Annotated in this window: 17 protein-coding genes; 10 read left to right on the top strand and 7 right to left on the bottom strand. The window is 68.1% G+C overall.

The annotated features are described in order from the left end of the window. Positions 1–102: 102 nt before the first annotated feature. Positions 103–747, bottom strand: a complete 645-nt coding sequence (locus tag ACZ6YV_RS06665; RefSeq protein ID WP_465508700.1) for an HAD family hydrolase — start codon at positions 745–747, stop codon at positions 103–105. Between the two features lie 148 nt (positions 748–895). On the opposite strand from ACZ6YV_RS06665, the gene ACZ6YV_RS06660 reads away from it, so the two are divergent. From ACZ6YV_RS06660 to ACZ6YV_RS06650, 3 genes are all read left to right on the top strand, one after another. After that, positions 896–2,485, top strand: a complete 1,590-nt coding sequence (locus tag ACZ6YV_RS06660; RefSeq protein WP_465508699.1) for a discoidin domain-containing protein — start codon at positions 896–898, stop codon at positions 2,483–2,485. 75 nt (positions 2,486–2,560) lie between these two features. Then, a complete protein-coding gene (locus ACZ6YV_RS06655; RefSeq protein ID WP_465508698.1) occupies positions 2,561–3,805 on the top strand; it encodes an MFS transporter in 1,245 nt (414 codons plus the stop codon). After that, positions 3,802–4,785 (top strand): hypothetical protein, encoded by a 984-nt coding sequence (locus ACZ6YV_RS06650; protein WP_465508697.1) that lies wholly within the window; start codon positions 3,802–3,804, stop codon positions 4,783–4,785. Before ACZ6YV_RS06655 ends, ACZ6YV_RS06650 begins: the two co-directional genes overlap by 4 nt. Positions 4,786–5,150: 365 nt before the next feature. Here the strand turns inward: ACZ6YV_RS06650 and ACZ6YV_RS06645 are convergent, their stop codons facing one another. The 4 genes from ACZ6YV_RS06645 to ACZ6YV_RS06630 all read right to left on the bottom strand — a co-directional run bounded on the left by ACZ6YV_RS06645 (position 5,151) and on the right by ACZ6YV_RS06630 (position 8,446). Beyond that, complete coding sequence (locus ACZ6YV_RS06645; protein ID WP_465508696.1) at positions 5,151–5,696, bottom strand: O-acetyl-ADP-ribose deacetylase; 546 nt, start codon at positions 5,694–5,696, stop codon at positions 5,151–5,153. A 10-nt stretch (positions 5,697–5,706) separates the two neighbouring features. Next, a complete protein-coding gene (locus ACZ6YV_RS06640) occupies positions 5,707–6,504 on the bottom strand; it encodes an alpha/beta fold hydrolase (protein ID WP_465508695.1) in 798 nt (265 codons plus the stop codon). A 23-nt stretch (positions 6,505–6,527) separates the two neighbouring features. Further along, positions 6,528–7,187, bottom strand: coding sequence for a DUF998 domain-containing protein (locus ACZ6YV_RS06635; RefSeq protein ID WP_465508694.1), 660 nt, complete (start codon positions 7,185–7,187; stop codon positions 6,528–6,530). 125 nt (positions 7,188–7,312) lie between these two features. Continuing rightward, complete coding sequence (locus tag ACZ6YV_RS06630) at positions 7,313–8,446, bottom strand: metallophosphoesterase (RefSeq protein ID WP_465508693.1); 1,134 nt, start codon at positions 8,444–8,446, stop codon at positions 7,313–7,315. Positions 8,447–8,582: 136 nt separating this feature from the next. Here ACZ6YV_RS06630 and ACZ6YV_RS06625 point away from each other — a divergent pair, with 136 nt between their 5' ends. Continuing rightward, positions 8,583–9,443: a hypothetical protein gene (locus ACZ6YV_RS06625; RefSeq protein ID WP_465508692.1), complete on the top strand. Its 861-nt coding sequence runs from the start codon at positions 8,583–8,585 to the stop codon at positions 9,441–9,443. Between the two features lie 51 nt (positions 9,444–9,494). On the opposite strand, the gene ACZ6YV_RS06620 is transcribed toward ACZ6YV_RS06625, so the two are convergent. Continuing rightward, entirely contained in the window at positions 9,495–11,756 is a 2,262-nt protein-coding gene (locus ACZ6YV_RS06620) for an ATP-binding cassette domain-containing protein (protein WP_465508691.1), read from the bottom strand. Positions 11,757–11,834: 78 nt separating this feature from the next. On the opposite strand from ACZ6YV_RS06620, the gene ACZ6YV_RS06615 reads away from it, so the two are divergent. The 5 genes from ACZ6YV_RS06615 to ACZ6YV_RS06595 all read left to right on the top strand — a co-directional run bounded on the left by ACZ6YV_RS06615 (position 11,835) and on the right by ACZ6YV_RS06595 (position 15,859). Continuing rightward, entirely contained in the window at positions 11,835–12,617 is a 783-nt protein-coding gene (locus tag ACZ6YV_RS06615; RefSeq protein ID WP_465508690.1) for a TetR/AcrR family transcriptional regulator, read from the top strand. Between the two features lie 10 nt (positions 12,618–12,627). Further along, positions 12,628–13,059, top strand: a complete 432-nt coding sequence (locus ACZ6YV_RS06610) for a nitroreductase/quinone reductase family protein (protein ID WP_465508689.1) — start codon at positions 12,628–12,630, stop codon at positions 13,057–13,059. A 98-nt stretch (positions 13,060–13,157) separates the two neighbouring features. Beyond that, complete coding sequence (locus ACZ6YV_RS06605) at positions 13,158–13,637, top strand: pyridoxamine 5'-phosphate oxidase family protein (RefSeq protein ID WP_465508688.1); 480 nt, start codon at positions 13,158–13,160, stop codon at positions 13,635–13,637. Between the two features lie 30 nt (positions 13,638–13,667). Beyond that, positions 13,668–15,215, top strand: a complete 1,548-nt coding sequence (locus tag ACZ6YV_RS06600; protein ID WP_465508687.1) for a sensor histidine kinase — start codon at positions 13,668–13,670, stop codon at positions 15,213–15,215. Beyond that, positions 15,212–15,859, top strand: coding sequence for a response regulator (locus ACZ6YV_RS06595; RefSeq protein ID WP_465508686.1), 648 nt, complete (start codon positions 15,212–15,214; stop codon positions 15,857–15,859). The genes ACZ6YV_RS06600 and ACZ6YV_RS06595 overlap by 4 nt, the downstream gene beginning before the upstream one ends. Here the strand turns inward: ACZ6YV_RS06595 and ACZ6YV_RS06590 are convergent. Then, a complete protein-coding gene (locus ACZ6YV_RS06590) occupies positions 15,856–16,488 on the bottom strand; it encodes a sigma-70 family RNA polymerase sigma factor (protein ID WP_465508685.1) in 633 nt (210 codons plus the stop codon). The two genes, ACZ6YV_RS06595 and ACZ6YV_RS06590, sit on opposite strands and share 4 nt — an antisense overlap. Positions 16,489–16,731: 243 nt before the next feature. Here ACZ6YV_RS06590 and ACZ6YV_RS06585 point away from each other — a divergent pair, with 243 nt between their 5' ends. Then, on the top strand, positions 16,732–18,501 hold the full coding sequence (locus ACZ6YV_RS06585) for a chitinase (protein ID WP_465508684.1): 1,770 nt from the start codon (positions 16,732–16,734) through the stop codon (positions 18,499–18,501). Positions 18,502–18,677: the final 176 nt, after the last annotated feature.

Here is an 18,677-nt window from a genome sequence, read left to right as displayed (position 1 = left end):
GGCCCGTTTTTGGTTTTTTTTTTTTTTTTTTTTTAAAAAAAAAAAAAAACCCCCCCCCCCCCCCCCCCGGGCCCCGACGCCTTGCCGCCACTTGCCCCGCTTTCAGGGGCCGAGCAGTTCGCCCAGCGGTTTGTCGGCCAGCGAGCCCAGTACGAGATCGGCGTGGTCGAAGTTCAGCACCTCGGTGATCGGGTTCGGCACCGCGACGCACTTCAGCCCGGCCGCCTTCGCCGCGGTGACGCCGTGCGGTGAGTCCTCGAACGCGATCGCCTCGGCCGCGGGCAGTTCCAGCGCGGCGAGCGCGGCCAGATAGAGGTCCGGGCTCGGCTTCGCCTGGTGAAGGTTGCCGGTGAGGACGGCCTCGAACGCGTCCGCGAGGCCCAGCCGGTTCAGATGCGTGGAGACCCAGTCTCCGGTCGAACTGGACGCGATGGCCAGCCGCAGGCCCTGCTCCTTCGCGTCTTCGAGGTACTCCTGGACGCCGGGGCGCGGCCCCTCGGACTCGAGCAGTTCGGTGACCCGGGCGCGGACGCCGGTGCGGACCGCGATCCGGTCGAGGTTCTCGTCGTCGATCTCCAGCAGTTCGAACATCGCGACGGCGGTGTTCTGGGTGCCGATCACGGTGTGCCAGACGTCGAGGGGGAGCTCGCCACCGCGTTCGCGGAAAGTCTCTTGCCAGGCCACGAGGACGGCCGCCTCGGTGTTGACCAGCGTTCCGTCGAAGTCGAAGATCAAGGCACCGGTCATGGGACGAGTCTATGTCTTGACTCACTGAGTGGCACGGATTACCGTACGCATTCGTTAGGAAAGTTACCAAACGAACAAGTGTACTCGAAGTGAACGCCGCGCACCCGTCCCTCTCAACCCGCCGCCACGGATTCCCGGGGAGATCGATGTGAAGGCCCGTACCCGACTACTGCCCTTAGGCGCGGCCGTAATCCTGCTGCCGACGCTGCTCAGCGGCAACGCACAAGCCGCCGACGTCCTGTTGTCCCAGAACAAACCCGTCATCGTCTCCTCGGTGGAGTCCTCCGAGTACGGCGGCGCGCTCGCCGTCGACGGGAAGACCAGCACCCGCTGGGCGAGCGCCGAAGGCGCGGACCCGCAGTTCATCCGCATCGACCTGGGCGGCCCTTCCGCCGTCAACCGGGTCAAGCTGAACTGGGAGGCCGCGTACGCCACCGCGTACAAGCTGGAAGTCTCCAACGACGGCTCGGCGTGGACCTCCATCAAGTCCGTCACCAACGGAAACGGCGCAACCGACGACCTCACCGGCCTCTCCGGCAAGGGTCGCTACCTGCGCCTGGTCGCGACCAAGCGTGCCACCAGTTACGGCTACTCCCTTTGGGAGATGCAGGTCTACGGAACGTCGGACTCCTCCGGTGACACGCAGGCGCCCACCGCGCCCACGAATCTCAAGTCCGGTTCGATCACAGCGTCCACAGTGGACCTGACGTGGACCGCGTCGACGGACAACGTCGGCGTCACCGGCTACGAGGTGCTGCGGAACGGCCAGGTCGTCGGCACCACGGAAAGCGCTTCCTTCGCCGACACCGGACTGACCGCCGCGACCGCGTACACCTACAGCGTCCGGGCGAAAGACGCCGCGGGCAACACTTCGGCCGCCAGCGGCGCGATCCAGGCGACCACACAGGCGGGCGGCGGTTCGTCGTTCGTGCTCGCCGCCTCCGGTGACATCGCGGAACAGTGCACCGCGTCCTCGTCGTCGTGCGTCCACCCGAAGACCGCCAACCTGGTCGGGCAGATGAACCCGGCCGCGGTGATCACCATGGGCGACAACCAGTACGACGACGCCCACATCGAAGACTTCACGAAGTACTTCGACAAGACCTGGGGCAAGTACAAGAGCATCATGCACCCGATCCCGGGTAACCATGAGACGTACGACGACACCCCGCTGGGCGCCTACAAGAAGTACTTCGGCAAGATCGCGACGCCGAACGGGAAGACCTACTACAGCTGGGAAATGGGCAACTGGCACTTCGTCGCCATCGACAGCACGGAGTTCTCGCCCGGTCTCGCCGCGAACGCGGTCAGCGACGAGCAGCTGAACTGGATCAAGCAGGACCTGAAGAACAACACCAAACCCTGCGTCGCCGCGTACTACCACCACCCGCGCTACACCTCGGGTGACCACGGTGACAACGACAAGATGGCCACCCTCTGGGAGACCATGGTGCAGAACAAGGTCGACCTGGTGCTCAACGGCCACGACCACCACTACGAGCGGTTCTTCCCGCAGAACGCCGCCGGTGACAAGGACGCGGCCGGCCCGGTCCAGATCATCGGCGGTGGCGGCGGGGCGACCCTGTACCCGGTCAAGACCGAACACCCGGCCACGGCGAAGGCGATTTCGACCTACGGCGTGCTCAAGCTGAACATGTCGGAGAACGCTTTCTCGACCCAGCTGATCGGTCTCGACGGCAAGACCATCGACTCCTCTCCCACCTACACCTGCCACTGATCCTCGCGATCAGGTGCCGGGTCGCGGCCGTGTGCACCGCGACCCGGCACCTCCTCACGGCGCTGGAGGTCTCCCATGTACATAGCCACGAGCAGGGGAGCGGACACCGCGGCGGAAGTCCCCAAAAGCGGCGTGAAACGGGCCGTCACCGGGAATGTCGTCGCGCTCGGCCTGGTCAGCCTGGTCACCGACATCTCGTCGGAGATGGTGACCGCGGTCCTCCCGCTCTACCTCGTCCTCGGTCTCGGCCTGAGCCCGCTGCAGTTCGGCGTGCTCGACGGCCTCTACTCCGGTGTCACCGCCGTCGTCCGGCTCGTCGGCGGGCATCTCGCGGACCGGTGGCAGCGGCTCAAAGCCGTCGCCTGCTTCGGTTACGGGCTCTCGGCACTGGGCAAGATCGGCCTGATGCTGGCGGGTTCGTCCACCGTGGCGATCGGCGCCGTCCTGGCGGCCGACCGCACCGGCAAGGGTGTGCGGACCGCGCCGCGGGACGCGTTGATCACCTTGAGCAGCGATCCCGAACACCTCGGCCGCGCGTTCGGCGTGCACCGCGCGATGGACACCTTCGGCGCTTTCCTCGGCCCGCTGGTCGCCATGGCCGTGCTGTGGCTCAGCCTCGGCAGCTACGACTCCGTGTTCTTCACGAGCTTCTGTATCGCCGCGATCGGCGTGATCATCCTGGTGGTGCTGGTCAAGGACCATCAGCCGACGCCGTGGGCGGAGCGGCCCAAGGTCTCCTTGCGGGAGACCGCCGGCTTGATCCGCCAGGCATCGTTCCGCCGGATCTGCGTCTGGGCGGCCCTGCTGGGCTTGGTCACCCTCAGCGATTCGTTCCTCTACCTGGTTTTGCAGCGCCGTTGGGAACTCGGCGCGGTCTTCTTCCCCTTGCTGCCGCTGGGAACCGCCGGAGTTTACTTGCTCCTCGCCGTTCCGTTGGGCAGGCTTTCGGACCGGATCGGCCGCTGGAAGGTGTTCCTCGGTGGGCACGTCGCGCTGGTCGTCGCGCTGCTGGCGCTGCTCGGACCGGTGGACGGCGGCATCCTCGCGGTGCTGGCGCTGGTGCTGCACGGTGTCTTCTACGCCGCCACCGACGGCGTCCTGATGGCCGCCGCCGGGCCGCTGCTGCCCGAGCACCAGCGGGCGAGCGGACTGGCGCTGGTGCAGACCGGGCAGGCGACGACCCGGATGTTCGCGTCCGTCCTTTTCGGACTCGCGTGGACCACTTGGGACCTGCATGCCGCGGTTCTGGTCGCCGCGGGCGCGCTGGCCGTGGTGGTCGTCGCGGCCGCCGTCCTCCGTCCTTTGAGGACTTACGCATGAGGGCGCGGATCCTGGGCGTGGTGGCGGCGGTCGTCGTCCTGGTCGCGGCGGCCGTCGGCTACGGCCTCTACTCGCGGGACCGCGGACCGGCGGTCAACTCCGTCGCCGTCGTGACCGGGCAGCCGGTTTCGGTGCAGGCGAAGGGACAGCTGCTGTTCCGCAACACTGCCGAAGGCCCCGATTTCGGGCACTTGGCCACCGTCCCGGCCGATCGACCCGGCGAGGCGCGGAAGGTGTCCGGCCTCAGTTGTGACCGGTTCGCCGCTTCGGCGGGGACCGCGCTGTGCCTGGCCGCGCAGCCGGGGGTGCTGCCGCCGATGACCGACGTCATCGTGCTGGACAAGGACCTCAACGAGATCCGCCGGATCGAACTGCCCGGCACCCCCAGCCGCGGCCGGGTCTCGCCGGACGGGAAGCTCGCCTACTGGACGCTGTTCGTAAACGGGGATTCCTATGCGGAGACCGGGTTTTCGACCAGGGCCGGCATCTTCAACGTGTCGACCGGGAAGCTGACGAAGAGCATCGAGGAGATGACCCTCCTGCTCGACGGCAAGCCGTACTACGCGTCCGACGTGAACTACTGGGGGATCACCTTCGCCGCCGACGGCAAGAGGTTCTACGCGACCGTGGGGACGAAGGGGAAGACCTACCTCGTCGAAGCGGACTACGAGAAGCTCGTCGCGAGGATGATCCGCGAGAACGTCGAATGCCCGTCGCTTTCGCCGGACGGGAAGCGGATCGCTTTCAAGAAGCGGGTTTCCGCCGACCTCGCGGCGCCTTGGCGGCTGGCCGTCCTCGATCTGGCCTCGGGGAAGGAGACCATGCTGGCCGAGACGCGGAGCGTGGACGACCAGGCGGCCTGGCTCGACGACCGGACCGTGGCGTATGGGCTGGAGTCGGGGATCTGGGCTGTTCCGGCGGATGGGAGCGGGGCGGCGCGGGAGCTGGTGACGCGGGGCTCCTCGCCTGCGGGGGTGTAGGTGGCTCGTGAGTGGTAAGTGTCGTTCTAACCGTCCTTGCCACTCACGACCACCTGGACCGACGCGTCACCGCCGCTTTGGCTGCTTGAAGTACGTGAAGGACCCCTTCATTGCGCCTAGCGCAATGAAGGGGTCCTTCACGTACTTGGGGAAGGTGTGAAGGTCGAGTTTCCTCGGCTGAGCCGAGGGAAGGGGTCCTTCACGCGGCACCGCTGTGACTGCTGGTGCGTCTGGGGCGAAAGTGGCGATCCGGAGGTCCGTGAAGGCCTCCTTCACTACCTTCAGGGTAGGCAAGGAGGCCTTCACGGACTGGACGTGCGAGCGACCGCAGCCAGAATCCAGTAGGTACCTAAGACATTGTCGGCCTAAACCGAATCGCCACCCACGCCGAGTGCGTCCGCCTGCTCCCGGAAGACGTCGTAGGCCGCGGTCCCGAACAGCACGAATCGCACCAGTTCCACCGAACACGAGCCGGTCGAAAGCGTGCTCAGCACGGCCTCCAGCGCGATCTCCGCCGCGGATTCGACCGGCCACCGGTAGATCCCGGTCGAGATCGCGGGGAACGCCACGGTGTGCGCGCCGAGATCGGCGGCCACGTGCAGGGAGTTGCGGTGGCAGGCCGCCAGCAGCGCGGACCGGTCTTCGTCGTCGGACCACACCGGCCCGACGGTGTGCACCACCCAGCGCGCCGGAAGGCGGCCCGCCGTGGTGGCGACCGCCTCTCCGGTCTTCAGCCCCTTGCCGTAGTGCCCCGCGCGCAGCGCCCGGCATTCGATGAGGATCTCCGGCCCGCCGCGGCGGTGGATCGCGCCGTCCACCCCGCCGCCGCCGAGCAGGGACGAGTTCGCGGCGTTGACCACGACGTCGACCTGTTGTTCGGTGATGTCGCCTTCGACCAGTTCGATCCTCATGATCGCTCCGTCAGTCGTTGAAGTACTCGAGCAGTACCGGGGCCACCGCCTTCGGCTTGAGCATATGCGTCTGGCCCTCGATCGTCCGGTGCTCGGCGCCGGGGACCGCCTTCGCCAGCGCTGCCACCCCGTTGCGGATCCACGCGGGGCTCTTGCCGCCGTCCATGACCAGCGTCGGCACGGAAACGCTCGCCCAGCGGCCTTCGGGCAGCGGGGTGCCGTCGTGCAGGCCGTCGAACAACGCGGCGTCGTAGCGCAGGGTCGGCGCGACCTTCTTCAGCTTCGGCCAGGCCGGCATGAACTGCATCATGAACACGACCGGCGCCGGGACCCGCACGCCTTCCCGCATGAAGGTCTTGATCGCGGTGCCGGGCTTTCCGGTGGCGACGGCCTTTTCCAGCCGTTCGGTGTAGTCGGCCGGGACCGGCGGGCGGGTGTCGTCGACGACCAGCGGGAATTCGTAGACAGCCAGTTTCGTGATCGGCAGCCCGGCTTTCGCGGCTTCGAGGGCGAGCGCGGCGCCGGACGAGATCCCGTACACGCGGGCTGTCCCACCGGCTTCCTTGATCAGCGCCGCGATGTCTTCGACTTCGCGGGCGATCGAGAACGGCGCGGTGTCGCCGCTTTCGCCGCGGCCTCGGCGGTCGTAGGTGTAGACGGTGAAGTGCGGGGCCAGTTCGGCGGCCAGCGGTTTGGCCGGGCCGAACTCGCGGTGGCACATCGCGCCGTCGACCAGGATGACGGCGGGGCCGGAGCCGGTGCGGGTGTAGGCGATGGTGGTGCCGTCTTGCGAGGTCACGGTGCTCATGGCGGGAATTCTCCTAGGGTTGTCTAGCGGGAAGCGCGGAGGATGACGGCGGTGACCCAGCCCCAGGCCAGCATCACGGTGGCCCAGAAGGCGAGCATCACGACGGCGTTCGCGTTGCCGGAGCTGATCCCGGCGAAGGAAGCGAAGAACGCGATGCCGGTGGCGCGGGAGTAGACGGCCCAGCCGCGGCGGCCTTCACGGGAGAAGCGGCTCGCGAACACGAAGGTCGCGACGATCAGCGAGAGGAAGCCGACCGAACCGGCGGCCATGTGCAGGACGCCCGCGGTGCTGAGGGTGGCCGGGCCGGAACCGACCGGGCTTGAGTCGACAGGGAAGCCATTGCCAGGGTCGGCCTTGAAGACGCCGGCGAAGAGCAGGCTGGCGCCGAAGACGCCCAGCAGCCGTGGTCCCCACGTACTGCCTCTGCCCGGTTCGAGCGTCCGGCTCAAGCCGATGGCGCCCGCGATCATCAGGATGCCGGTGACCAGGAAGTTCGTCACCTGGATCCAGCCGGCGTCGCCGTTGCTGAGCATGCTCGCCGGGTGCTTCGTCGGGTCGAAGCCGTCGCGGACGGCGGCCTGGGTGAGCGAGACCAGGAAGTACAGCGGGCCCGAGACCGCGCCGCAGGCGAGCAGGGCGCGGGCCGGGACGGTGGTGGTGGCGCGGGTGGCGGCGATGGTCATCGTTTCGGCCTTTCGGGGCGGGAGTGCGTCGGGCACAACTCTCGCTCCGAAAGTCTCGATTGTCAAGACAAAAAAATTTGTCGGTGATGTGTGACGCGATGCCCGGAGGCGTCGCAACTAGTCGACTACTTGCTGTTTCGCAAGGTCAGGAGGGTGATCTCGCTCGGCGCGAAGACGCGCAGTGGCGGTCCCCAGAAACCGGTGCCGCGGCTCGTGTAGAGCTGCGTGCGCTCACCGTGGCGCGAAAGCCCGGCCAGGACGGGCTGGTCGAGCCGGACCAGGAGGTGGAACGGCCAGATCTGGCCGCCGTGGGTGTGCCCGGAGATCTGGAGGTCGATACCGGCCTCGGCGGCCTGCTTGACCTGCTTCGGCTGATGGGCGAGCAGGACGACCGGGGTGCTCGCGGCGACGCCGTCGAGCGCGGCGGGGAGGTCGGGGCCGTGGCCGGGCAGGCCGGAGGCGGCGCCGGTCGGGTCGTCGATGCCGGCGAAGACGAGCGTGTCCCCGCCCTGGGAGACCGGCAGGTGCCGGTTGTGCAGCGGTTCCCAGCCGAGGTCTCGCATGTGGTCGAGCCAGGCCTGCGCCTCGCCGAAGTACTCGTGGTTGCCGGTGATGTAGAACTTGCCGAGCTTCGCGCGCACCTTCCCGAGCGGCGCGACCTGCTGCGCGCGCTTGGCGACGGAACCGTCGGCGAGGTCGCCCGCGTGGGCCACGACGTCGGCGTCGAGTTCGTTCACCACCTCGACGACCTTCTCCGACCACTTCGTCCGGTTCAGCGGGCCGAAGTGGGTGTCGGTGATGATCGCGAAGCGGAGACCGTCGAGTCCGGCGCCGAGGCGGGGGATCACGACGTCGAGCTCCTTGAGCCTCGGCACGCGCCGGGCTTCGACCATCCCGTACGCCGCCAGCGCCACGAAGGCCACCAGGACGACGCCGGACACGATTCCCGCCGCACCGTCCACTCCGGACACCGCGAGCACGAGCCGCAGCACGTTCCCGAGTACCGACAAGGAGAACAGCAGCCAGATCAGCCCGAGGGAGAGGTCACCGGCCTTCGCCGCGAGGTCGCGTTGCCAGGGGCCGTGGCCGAGGATCATGCACGCGGGCACGGCGACCGCCGCCGCGGCGAACACGATCGTGCCGAGGACTTCGAGCGCGGACGGGAGTTCGGGGGAGCCGACGATCGTCCACCACGGCACTCCGAACAGGAGGGCGAGAACGGCGATCAGCGCGGCGACGCGGGCGAGGATGCGGGGCATGATGACGCCAGGCTAACAGACCGTCGGTCTCTACCGTGGTCTTCGCTGAGGGGCTCTCAGGTACGTCGCCGGACGTAGACGAGGTGTCGCTCCACGGCCGACGCTTCCTGTCGCGCTCCCGAAGACACTCTTGGACATGAAGGAAATACGGACCATCGAACGCGTCGCCTACGTGACCGGGGCGCTTCTGTTCCTCAGCGGTCTCGTGCACGCGGCCGTGCTGATCGCGTCCGGCGGTTCGTGGACCGGGCCGCTTTCGCTGCGGAAGGCGGTCACCTTCGGCCTGTCGTTCGGACTGACGCTGGCGACCGTCGCCTGGGCGACGTCGTACGTCGCGGTGCGGCCGCGCGTGCGGAACGTCCTGCTCGGCGTTTTCACCGGGGCGAGCGTCGTCGAGACGGTGCTGGTGAGCATGCAGGCCTGGCGCGGGGTGCCGTCGCACTTCAACTTCGAGACCGGTTTCGACAACGCGGTGTCGACGACGCTCGCGGCGGGCGGCGGCGTCCTCATCCTGACGGCGGTCTCGTTCACCGCGGCGGCGATGCGCGGCGAAGGGGAGATGACGGCGAGCATGCGGCTCGCGGTGCGGTTCGGCTTCGTCGCGCTGCTGGTGGCGCTGGGCGCGGGCGCGGCGATGATCGCGAGCGGCGTCGTCGAGGCGCGGGGCGGGAACCCGCAGGCCGCGTACACCACGGCCGGCGCGCTGAAGCCGCTGCACGCGGTGGCGATGCACGCGATCCTCATCGTGCCGGGACTCGCTTGGCTGCTGCGGTTCGCGGACTGGACGGAACGGCGGCGCGTGCGGCTGGTGTGGGCGGCGATCGGTGCTTACGCGGTGCTGACCGGGGTGGTGGGGGTGGAGTCGGTGACCGGGGTTTCGCCGCTGGCGGCCTCACCGGTGGAGATGGTGACCTCGGGGGTGGCGCTGGGGGTGTTGGGTCTTATCGGTGCGGTGGCCGCTCGTGAAGCGGTTCGGCATCGGTCCCGAGTGTTATGAATGGGACTTTCATTGCAAATTTTGCAATGAAAGTCCCATTCATAACGCGCGCTACCGGCCCACGTAAGTGCGAAGGTGCTGTGCGGTGAGCGTGTCACCGGAGGCGACCAGATCGGCCGGAGTCCCGGTGAAGACCACCTGGCCCCCGTCCGACCCGGCGCCCGGCCCCAGGTCCACGATCCAGTCCGCGTGCGCCATCACAGCCTGGTGGTGCTCGATGACCACCACCGTGTTGCCGTCGTCGACGAGCCTGTCGAGCAGCCCCAGCAGCTGGTCGACATCGGCGAGGTGCAGGCCGGTGGTCGGTTCGTCGAGGACGTAGGTCGCCGACTTCTCCGCCATCCGGATGGCCAGTTTGATCCGCTGCCGTTCCCCGCCGGACAGCGTCGTGAGCGGCTGCCCGAGCCCTAGGTAGCCGAGGCCGACGTCGGAAAGCCGGTCCAGGATCGTCCGTGCCTGGCCCGAGGGGAAGAACTCGCGCGCTTCGGCGACAGGCATCGCGAGGACCTCGCTGATGTTCTTGCCCCGCAGTCGGTAGGTCAGCACTTCGGCGGTGAAGCGCTTGCCTTCGCACTCCTCGCAGACCGTCGCCACCCCGGCCATCATCGCCAGGTCGGTGTAGATCAGCCCGATGCCCTTGCACTTCGGGCACGCGCCTTCGGAGTTCGCGCTGAACAGGGCCGCCTTGACGCCGTTGGCCTTGGCGAACGCGGTGCGGATCGGGTCGAGCAGGCCGGTGTAGGTCGCCGGGTTGCTCCGCCGCGAGCCGCGGATGGGCGACTGGTCGAGCACCACCACGTCGTCCCTTGTGGACAGTGAGCCGTGGATGAGCGAGCTCTTGCCCGAACCGGCGACCCCGGTGACCACGGTCAGCACGCCCAGCGGGATGTCGACGTCGACACCGCGCAGGTTGTGCCGGGTCGCGTTCCGGACCTCGATCCGCCCGGCAGGCTCGCGGACGTCGGCGCGCAGCCGCGCCCGGTGGTCCAGATGCCGTCCGGTGAGCGTGCCGGACGCGCGCAGCCCGGCGATGTCACCGGTGAAGCAGATCTGCCCGCCGTTCGGCCCGGCGCCCGGGCCGAGGTCGACGACGTGGTCGGCGATCTCGATCGTCTCCGGTTTGTGCTCGACGACGAGCACCGTGTTCCCCTTGTCCTTCAGCAGGAGCAGCAGGCCGTTCATCCGCTGGATGTCGTGCGGGTGCAGCCCGACGGTCGGCTCGTCGAAGACATAGGTGACGTCGGTGAGGCTGGACCCCAGGTGCCGCACCATCTTCACGCGCTGCGCCTCGCCGCCCGAAAGCGTCCCGGACTCGCGGTCGAGGCTCAGGTAGCCGAGGCCGATCTCCACGAGCGAGTCGAGCGTGCCGCGCAGGGTCTGGATCAGCGGGCCGACCGACGGGTCGTCGAGTTTGCGGACGACGTCGGCCAGGTCGCTGATCTGCATGGCCGAACAGTCGGCGATGTTCAGCCCGTCGATCTTCGAGGACAGCGCAGCCTCGTTGAGCCGGGCGCCGTCGCACGCCGGGCACCGCCGGAAGGTGATCGCCCGGTCCACGAAGGCCCGGATGTGCGGCTGCGTCGCTTCCTTGTCCTTCGCCAGGAACAGCCGCTGCACCTTCACCAGCAGGCCTTCGTAGTTGGTGTTGATCCCGCCGAGCTTCATCTTGGTGGCGGGTTTGTGCATGAAGTCTTCCCACTGCTGCGGGGTGTAGTCCTTCAGCTTGACCGCCGGATCGACGAAGCCGGACTCCGCCAGCCCCTTCCAGTACCAGCCGCCCGGCGCGAAGTTCGGGACGGTGATCGCCCCTTCGTCGAGTGAAAGCTCCTTGTCGACAAGCTGGTCGACGTCGATGGTGGAGACCTTCCCCAGCCCCTCGCAGTCGGGGCACACCCCCTCGGGAAGGTTGAAGCTGAACGCGCCCGACGTCCCGATATGCGGCTGTCCCAGCCTGCTGAAGACGATCCGCAGCATCGTGTGCGCGTCGGTCGCGGTGCCGACCGTGGAGCGGGAGTTGGCCCCCATCCGCTCCTGGTCGACGACGATCGCGGCGCTCAGGTTCCGCAGCGCGTCCACGTCCGGCCGTCCGACGGGGGCCATGAAGGACTGGATGAACGCGGTGTAGGTCTCGTTGATCAGCCGCTGCGACTCCGCGGCGATGGTGCCGAACACCAAGGACGACTTCCCCGAGCCCGAGACACCGGTGAAGACGGTGAGGCGGCGCTTGGGGATGTCGACCGAGACGTCGGCGAGGTTGTTCTCTCTGGCTCCTCGGACCTGGATCATGTCGTGGCTGTCGGCGGCCGAAGGCATGGCTCTCCCCTGGTTGGAACTCTTTAGCCTGTAAAGTGAGGGTAGCAGAGGCCAGTTTATGCTGTAAGGAGTTAGCGAGTGGTCGTCTACGCGGCTCAAGGGGACCCTCGGCGGTCGATGGCGCTGCTGTGGCGGACGGAGTCGCCGGACGCCGAGCGGCCCGGTCCCAAACCGGGGCTTTCGGTGGAGCTGATCGTCGAAACCGCCGTCACCATCGCGGACGCCGAGGGCATGGCGGGTCTCTCGATGCGGGCCGTCGGGGACAGGCTCGGCCGCACCGCCATGGCGCTGTACACCTATGTCCCGAGCAAGAGCGAACTGCTCGACCTCATGTACGACAACGTGCTCGCCGAGCTGCCCGCTTCCCGCGACGGAGACGGCTGGCGGGCCGACGTCGCGCGCTGGGCCGAGGATCTCTGGGAGTTCTACCTGCGGCATCCCTGGGTCCTGCAGATCTCGCAGGCTCGGCCGGTGCTGGGGCCGAACGAGTACGTCGTGCTGGAGGGACTGGTGAAGATCCTGCGCCGGACCGGGTTGCGCCCGGTGGTGCTGCGACGGCTGGTCAGCGCGCTGTACGCGTGCGTGCGTGAGCCGGCCAGGACGGCTTCGGAGTCGAGGCTGGCCGAGAAGCTGACGGGACAGTCCTGCGACGAGTGGTGGTACGCGCGGTCCGCGCATCTCCGGGAGGTCTCGCCGGACTTCGCCGAACGGTTCCCGACGCTGACCTGGATGGAGGCCGGACACGCGTTCCGGATGGAGGACGAGACGGTTTCCTACCTGGAGCAGGAGGCGAGGGAGGCTTTCGAGCTCTCGCTGACCGTTCTCCTGGACGGAATCGAAGTCGCGATGAAAGCGGAGTAGCCTTCTCCGCATGCCCAGTGATTTCGCCTTGAAGACCATGAACGCCGTCCACCGCGTCATCCAGAAGGTCAGTGGCGGCCGCGCCGGCTGGGAGGTCGCCGGGATGACCGTCCTGGAACTGACCACCATCGGCCGCAAATCCGGTCAGCCGCGGACCGTGCTGCTGACCTCGCCGCTGCGCGAGGGCGACGCGTACGTAATCGTCGCCTCCCGCGGCGGCGACGACCAGCACCCCGCGTGGTTCCTCAACCTCCGCGACAACCCCGACGTCCAGGTCACCCTGAAGGGCCAGACCGCCCAGCCGATGGTCGCGAGCGTGGCCGACACCGAGCTGCGTGCCCGCCTGTGGCCGAAGATCACCAAGGACTTCAAGAACTACGCGCAGTACCAGACCAAGACCGAGCGGGAGATCCCCGTGGTCCTGCTCTCTCCCAAGGCCTAACACGCGCATCCCCCGCATGAGGCGGGTCCATTGGCCCTACCAGTGAGTCGGCAGGCCAGGGACCGTGGACCTCGACACAGGACTACGAGAACGCGGGGATGCCGATGTCCGACTCCTTGGGTCTCGAGACGCTCGACCGCGAGCAGTGCCTGGCGCTGCTCGCGGGCGCCGGGCTCGGCCGGGTGGTGTTCACCTCCCGTGCCCTGCCCGCGATCCAGCCCGCCCGGTTCGCGCTCCATCACGGCGCGATCGTGGTGCGCACCCCGGCGCAGAGCGCGTTGTTCGCCGGGGTGCTCGACAGCGTGGTGGCGTTCGCGGTCGACGAGTTCGCCAAGGACCTGGAGACCGGCTGGTTCGTCACCGTCGTCGGCCGCGCCTCCGAGGTGCGTGACCCGATGGTGACCACCGAGCTTTCGGCCCTGCCGCTGGGCTGTTGGACCGGTCGGACGGACTCCCGATACCTCCGGATACCGATCGAGTCGGTAACCGGTCGAAGGATCCTCGGCGTGTGCAGTAACGAAGCACTGTCCGTGATCGACCCACCAAGTGAGCGATCCGGGCGCGTTTGTCACTCCTGACCCCACTGCCCGGAGCGTTACTCCGGGATGGTGGCGGCGGTGCGGCGGGTGAATGCGGCGAGTGACGCCAAGGCACCCAGGATCCTGGACGCGGTGGCGGGGATCGCCCACGATCTCAGCTTGCCCGACGTCCTGCGGCGCATGGTCGAATCCGCTTGTGAGCTGACCGGTGCGCCGTTCGGCGCACTGAGCGTGCCGGATTCGGGCGAGTTCATCCGTTACGGCGACGCCTGGGCAAAGCCGCCGTCCGAGGTCGAGTCCCGGGTGATGCCGCTGCGCGTGCGCGGCCGCATCTTCGGGATGCTGTACCTCGCGCGCAAACCGGACGGTGAGGAGTTCACCGAAGCCGAGGAAGACCTGCTCGTCGCCCTCACCGCCGCGGCCGGTGTGGTGATCGAGAACGCCGCCCTGTTCGACCAGGTGCAGCGGCGCGAACGCTGGCTCGAAGCCTCCTATCACGTCACCGGCGCGCTCCTGACCGACCAGGATCTGACAGCGACCCTGCACCTCATCGCCGAACGCGCCCGCGTCGTCGCCGGTGGCACCGCGGGGGCGGTGGCCCTTCCCGACGGCGAAGGACAGCTGGTCTTCGAAATCGTCGAGCCACCGGGACCGGACGCCGACAAGCTCGCCGGTGTCGCCGTGCCGACAGAGGGCACCGCGACCGGGATGGCGTTCACCAGCGGGAAACCCGTCGTGGTCCGGGACTACGGCGAGAAGGTGCTCGAATACCAGGGCGACAACGCTTCCGCGATGCCCGCGGCGATCAAGGACCTGGACTCCACGATCGCCGTCCCGCTGATCGTCGGCGAGGCGAAACTCGGTGTCCTGCTGGTGGCGAAGTTCCGCGACAAGACGCCGTTCTCCGCCTACGACGTCCAGCTCGCCGAGACCTTCGCCGCGCACGCCGCGCTCGCTGTCGAATTCGCCCGCGCCCAACAGGACAGGCAGCGGCTCGCTGTCTTCGAGGACCGCGACAGGATCGCCCGCGACCTGCACGATCTGGTGATCCAGCGGCTGTTCGCGATCGGGCTCGGCCTGGAGGGGCTCAGCAGGCTCGCGGCCGAGCCCGCCGTCGCCGACCGCGTGACCGGCTTCGCGCACGAGATCGACCGCACGATCCGCGAGATCCGTAACAGCATCTTTTCGCTGCAGGAACCGGCGGAGGCGCAGGGCAGCCTCCGGTCGGAGCTGCTGCGGGTCGCGCTGGACGCGGGCTGCGCGGCCGAACCCCGGGTCGGGTTCGACGGCCCGCTCGATTCGACCGTGCCGGACACGGTCCGCTCGGACCTCATCGCGACCCTGCGCGAGGCACTGTCCAATGTGGTCAGACACGCCGAGGCGACGACGGTGGCCGTCGACGTCTCTGTCGACCGCGACGGGCGATGGTTGAGACTCTCGGTGGTGGACGACGGGGTCGGCATGCCCGCCGAGCCCGGCCATCGCAGCGGGGTCGCGAACCTCGCCGAACGCGCGGCCCGCTGGAGCGGGTCGTTCAGCGTCGAAGCGAGGCCGGAAGGCGGGACGAGGCTCGACTGGTCGGTGGAGTTGCCGGCCCGACAGGGGAGTGTGGGATGACGATTTCGGTGTTCCTGCTGGACGATCACGAACTCGTCCGCACCGGGTTGAAGACCGTCTTCGAAGCCGAGGACGACCTCACGGTGGTCGGCGAGGCGTCCACGGCCGCCGAGGCCTACGTGCGGATCCCCGCGGTCAAACCGCAGGTCGCGGTGCTCGACGTCCGGCTGCCGGACGGCGAGGGGGTCAGCGTCTGCCGGGAGATCCGGGCGTCGATCGACCCGCCGCCCGCCTGCCTGATGCTGACGTCCTACTCGGACGACGACGCGTTGTTCGGCGCGATCATGGCCGGCGCGGCCGGGTACATGCTCAAGCAGGTCTCCGGTGGCGCGCTCGTCAAAGCCGTCCGCACGGTCGCCGCGGGGGGATCGCTGCTGGACAGCACGCTGACGGCGTCGGTGATGAACCGGCTGCGCGGCGAGACCGACCTCCCGGACCCGCGGTACGAACAGCTGAGCCCGCAGGAGCGGCGGGTGCTCGACCACATCGCCGACGGGCTGACCAACCGCCAGATCGCGGAAAAGCTGTACCTGGCGGAGAAGACGGTCAAGAACTACGTGTCGTCCCTGCTGCACAAGCTCGGTTTCGAACGCCGCACCGCCGCCGCCGTCTACGCCACGCAACGCCGGAAGCCCACCTCCTAGAAGAAGGTGAACCCGCCGGCGAAGTCCGGGTCCTCGCGCAGCACCCGGCGCAGTTCGTTGAGCGCCCGGTGCTGGGTGACGCGGACAGCGCCCGCGCTCGCCATGCCCAGCGCGCCCGCGGTCTCCTCGGCGCTGAAGCCGTGGATCACGCGGAGCACCAGCACGTCGCGCTGCCTCGCCGAGAGGACCTCGAACAGCCGGGACAGGCGGCGGCTGCGATCCGCCTTCTCGACCTCTTCGAACGTCGGGTTCCACGGTCTGTCCAGTTCGGGCTCCGGATCGGGCACCGGCGCGGACGGGTCGCGGGCGAGGTTCCGGCGGACGTCGGCGACCTTGTGCGAGGCGATCCCGAAGACGTACGGCAGGAAGCTGCTGTCGTGGTAGCGGTAGCGCGGCAAGGCGACCAGCACGGCCATGAGGACTTCCTGTGCGCAGTCCTCGGCATTGGAGATGCCTCGCGTCGTTCCGCCCAGCTTGCCCGCGCAGTACCGGATCACGATCGGCCGGAGAAGCGCCAGCAGGCCCCCGACGGCCCGCCGGTCACCACTGATCGCCGCGCGGATCAATTCGCCGTCCGGCTCTCCCGGCCGGGGCGAATATGTCGGGCGCACGGCTTCGGCCACGGCCATCACGCCGGATGTGCCGTTCTCGGTGTGCCCCTGTGCGTTCCCATTGTCCCCACCTCCCGAAAGCCCCCAGCCCTCTTTGGCCCTTCCGACGTTACGGAGCGCGCTCGCGCGTCACACCGGTACAGCAGCCCGGAGTAGTCAGGTCTTTAGGCCCTGGTGTCCCTCGGGTATGGACTTTCCCTGGATTGGTCTAGACAATTAGCCCAGTGCGGCGGCAGGCCGCCCTTTCACGGAGGAATCGCGATGAGGCGTTCCAGATCCCTGGCCTTTCTGGCCGTTTTGGTGCTCACCTTCACCGGACTCATAGCGGGGGGCGGCACCGCGAGCGCGGCCAATCTGCTCCTCAATCCCGGTTTCGAGGCGGGTTCGACGTCCGGCTGGTCCTGTGCGGCGGGCACGGCCGTCACCACACCGGTCCACTCGGGCGGTCACGCCGTCTCGGTCACGCCCGGCTCGACGATCGGGAAGTGCGCACAGACGGTATCCGTCAAGCCCAGTACGACCTATGCGGTTTCCGCCTGGGTGAACGGGAACCCGGTCTACCTCGGGGTCACCGGCGGGCCGTCGACCTGGACCGCCGCGACGGCGTACACGCAGCTTTCGCTTTCGTTCACGACGTCGGCCACACAGACGACGGCGGAGGTGTACGTCCACGGCTGGTACGGGTCGGGCACCTTCTACGCCGACGACATCAGTCTCGACGGTCCCGGCGGCGGGACCCCGGGAGCACCGCCCGCGCCCGGGAATCCGACCGCGGGCGCGGTGACGAACTCGTCGATCGCGCTTTCGTGGGGGGCCTCGGCGGGCACGGTGACCGGGTACCGCGTGTACGAAGGCGGGAACGTGGTCGCGACGGTGACCGGGACTTCGGCGACGATTTCGGGGCTGACGGCCTGTACTTCGCACAACTACTCGGTGGCCGCGTACAACAGCGCCGGTGAATCGCCGAAAAGCGCGGAGGCGGGCGCCACGACTTCGGGGTGCGTCGACACCGGTCTGCCGAAGCACGCGCTGATCGGCTACCTGCACGCGAGTTTCGCCAACGGTTCCGGGTACACGCGGATGGCCGACGTCCCGGCCGCTTGGGACATCGTCAACCTGTCCTTCGGTGAGCCGACTTCGGTGACCTCGGGCGACATCCGCTTCACGCGGTGTCCGGTGGCGGAATGCCCGACGGTGGAAAGCGACGCGGACTTCGTCGCCGCGATCCGCGCGAAGCAGGCGCAGGGCAAGAAGGTCCTGATCTCCATCGGCGGGCAGAACGGGCAGGTCCAGCTGACCACGACCGCCGCGCGCGACGCTTTCGTCAGCTCGGTTTCCGCGATCATCGACAAGTACGGGCTGAACGGGCTCGACATCGACTTCGAGGGACACTCGCTGTACCTCAACTCCGGCGACAACGACTTCCGCAACCCGACCACGCCGGTGATCGTCAATCTCATTTCGGCCCTGAAGACGCTGAAAGCCAAGTATGGTGCGGGATTCGTGCTGACGATGGCGCCGGAGACGTTCTTCGTGCAGACCGGATACCAGTACTACGGCGGGCTCGGCGGCGCCGACAACCGGACGGGTTCGTACCTGCCGGTGATCCACGCGATGCGGGACGCGCTGACCGTGCTGCACGTCCAGGACTACAACTCCGGGCCGGTGATGGGCCTGGACAACCAGTACCACTTCATGGGCGGCGCGGACTTCCACATCGCGATGACCGACATGATCAAGGCGGGCTTCACGGTGTCTTCGACCGGGTTCCGGTTCCCGGGGCTGCGTGAAGACCAGATCGCGTTCGGGCTCCCGGCCGCGGTGAGCGCGGGCAACGGGCACACCGCGCCGGCGGCGGTGCACTCGGCGCTGAACTGCCTGGTGAAGAACTCCGGCTGCGGCTCGTACACGTTGCGCGGCGGTGCTTCGCCGGCGTTGCGCGGGCTGATGACGTGGTCGATCAACTGGGACCGGTACTACGGCTGGGAATTCCAGAACGCTCACGAACCGTTCCTGAACGCCCTGCCCTGATCCCACGGTTAGTCCTCTGAATGCGCCTCTGGGCTTGAGTGCGTGACGGGGTCGTGGGGGTTTTTTTTTTTTTTTAAAAAAAAAAAAAAAAAAAACCCACGATGGTGGTTTGGGGTGGCCCACAACAATGCGGTGAGGGCGAAATACCCCTAGGCCAGCGGGCGTAGGGCCCCGCG

The organism is Amycolatopsis sp. NPDC102522, assembly GCF_055584485.1.
Note: the sequence above shows the minus strand (reverse complement) of the source record. Positions and strands in the feature narration are given on the sequence as shown.

What these genes read in the sequence shown, in the direction of transcription:
- ACZ6YV_RS06655 (WP_465508698.1), top strand. Translation starts at nt 2,561, where the DNA reads ATGTACATAGCCACGAGCAGGGGAGCGGACACCGCGGCGGAAGTCCCC.
- ACZ6YV_RS06630 (WP_465508693.1), bottom strand. Translation starts at nt 8,446, where the DNA reads ATGCCCCGCATCCTCGCCCGCGTCGCCGCGCTGATCGCCGTTCTCGCC.
- ACZ6YV_RS06665 (WP_465508700.1), bottom strand. Translation starts at nt 747, where the DNA reads ATGACCGGTGCCTTGATCTTCGACTTCGACGGAACGCTGGTCAACACC.
- ACZ6YV_RS06625 (WP_465508692.1), top strand. Translation starts at nt 8,583, where the DNA reads ATGAAGGAAATACGGACCATCGAACGCGTCGCCTACGTGACCGGGGCG.
- ACZ6YV_RS06590 (WP_465508685.1), bottom strand. Translation starts at nt 16,488, where the DNA reads ATGGCCGTGGCCGAAGCCGTGCGCCCGACATATTCGCCCCGGCCGGGA.
- ACZ6YV_RS06640 (WP_465508695.1), bottom strand. Translation starts at nt 6,504, where the DNA reads ATGAGCACCGTGACCTCGCAAGACGGCACCACCATCGCCTACACCCGC.
- ACZ6YV_RS06650 (WP_465508697.1), top strand. Translation starts at nt 3,802, where the DNA reads ATGAGGGCGCGGATCCTGGGCGTGGTGGCGGCGGTCGTCGTCCTGGTC.
- ACZ6YV_RS06585 (WP_465508684.1), top strand. Translation starts at nt 16,732, where the DNA reads ATGAGGCGTTCCAGATCCCTGGCCTTTCTGGCCGTTTTGGTGCTCACC.
- ACZ6YV_RS06645 (WP_465508696.1), bottom strand. Translation starts at nt 5,696, where the DNA reads ATGAGGATCGAACTGGTCGAAGGCGACATCACCGAACAACAGGTCGAC.
- ACZ6YV_RS06610 (WP_465508689.1), top strand. Translation starts at nt 12,628, where the DNA reads ATGCCCAGTGATTTCGCCTTGAAGACCATGAACGCCGTCCACCGCGTC.
- ACZ6YV_RS06635 (WP_465508694.1), bottom strand. Translation starts at nt 7,187, where the DNA reads ATGACCATCGCCGCCACCCGCGCCACCACCACCGTCCCGGCCCGCGCC.
- ACZ6YV_RS06595 (WP_465508686.1), top strand. Translation starts at nt 15,212, where the DNA reads ATGACGATTTCGGTGTTCCTGCTGGACGATCACGAACTCGTCCGCACC.
- ACZ6YV_RS06605 (WP_465508688.1), top strand. Translation starts at nt 13,158, where the DNA reads ATGCCGATGTCCGACTCCTTGGGTCTCGAGACGCTCGACCGCGAGCAG.
- ACZ6YV_RS06620 (WP_465508691.1), bottom strand. Translation starts at nt 11,756, where the DNA reads ATGCCTTCGGCCGCCGACAGCCACGACATGATCCAGGTCCGAGGAGCC.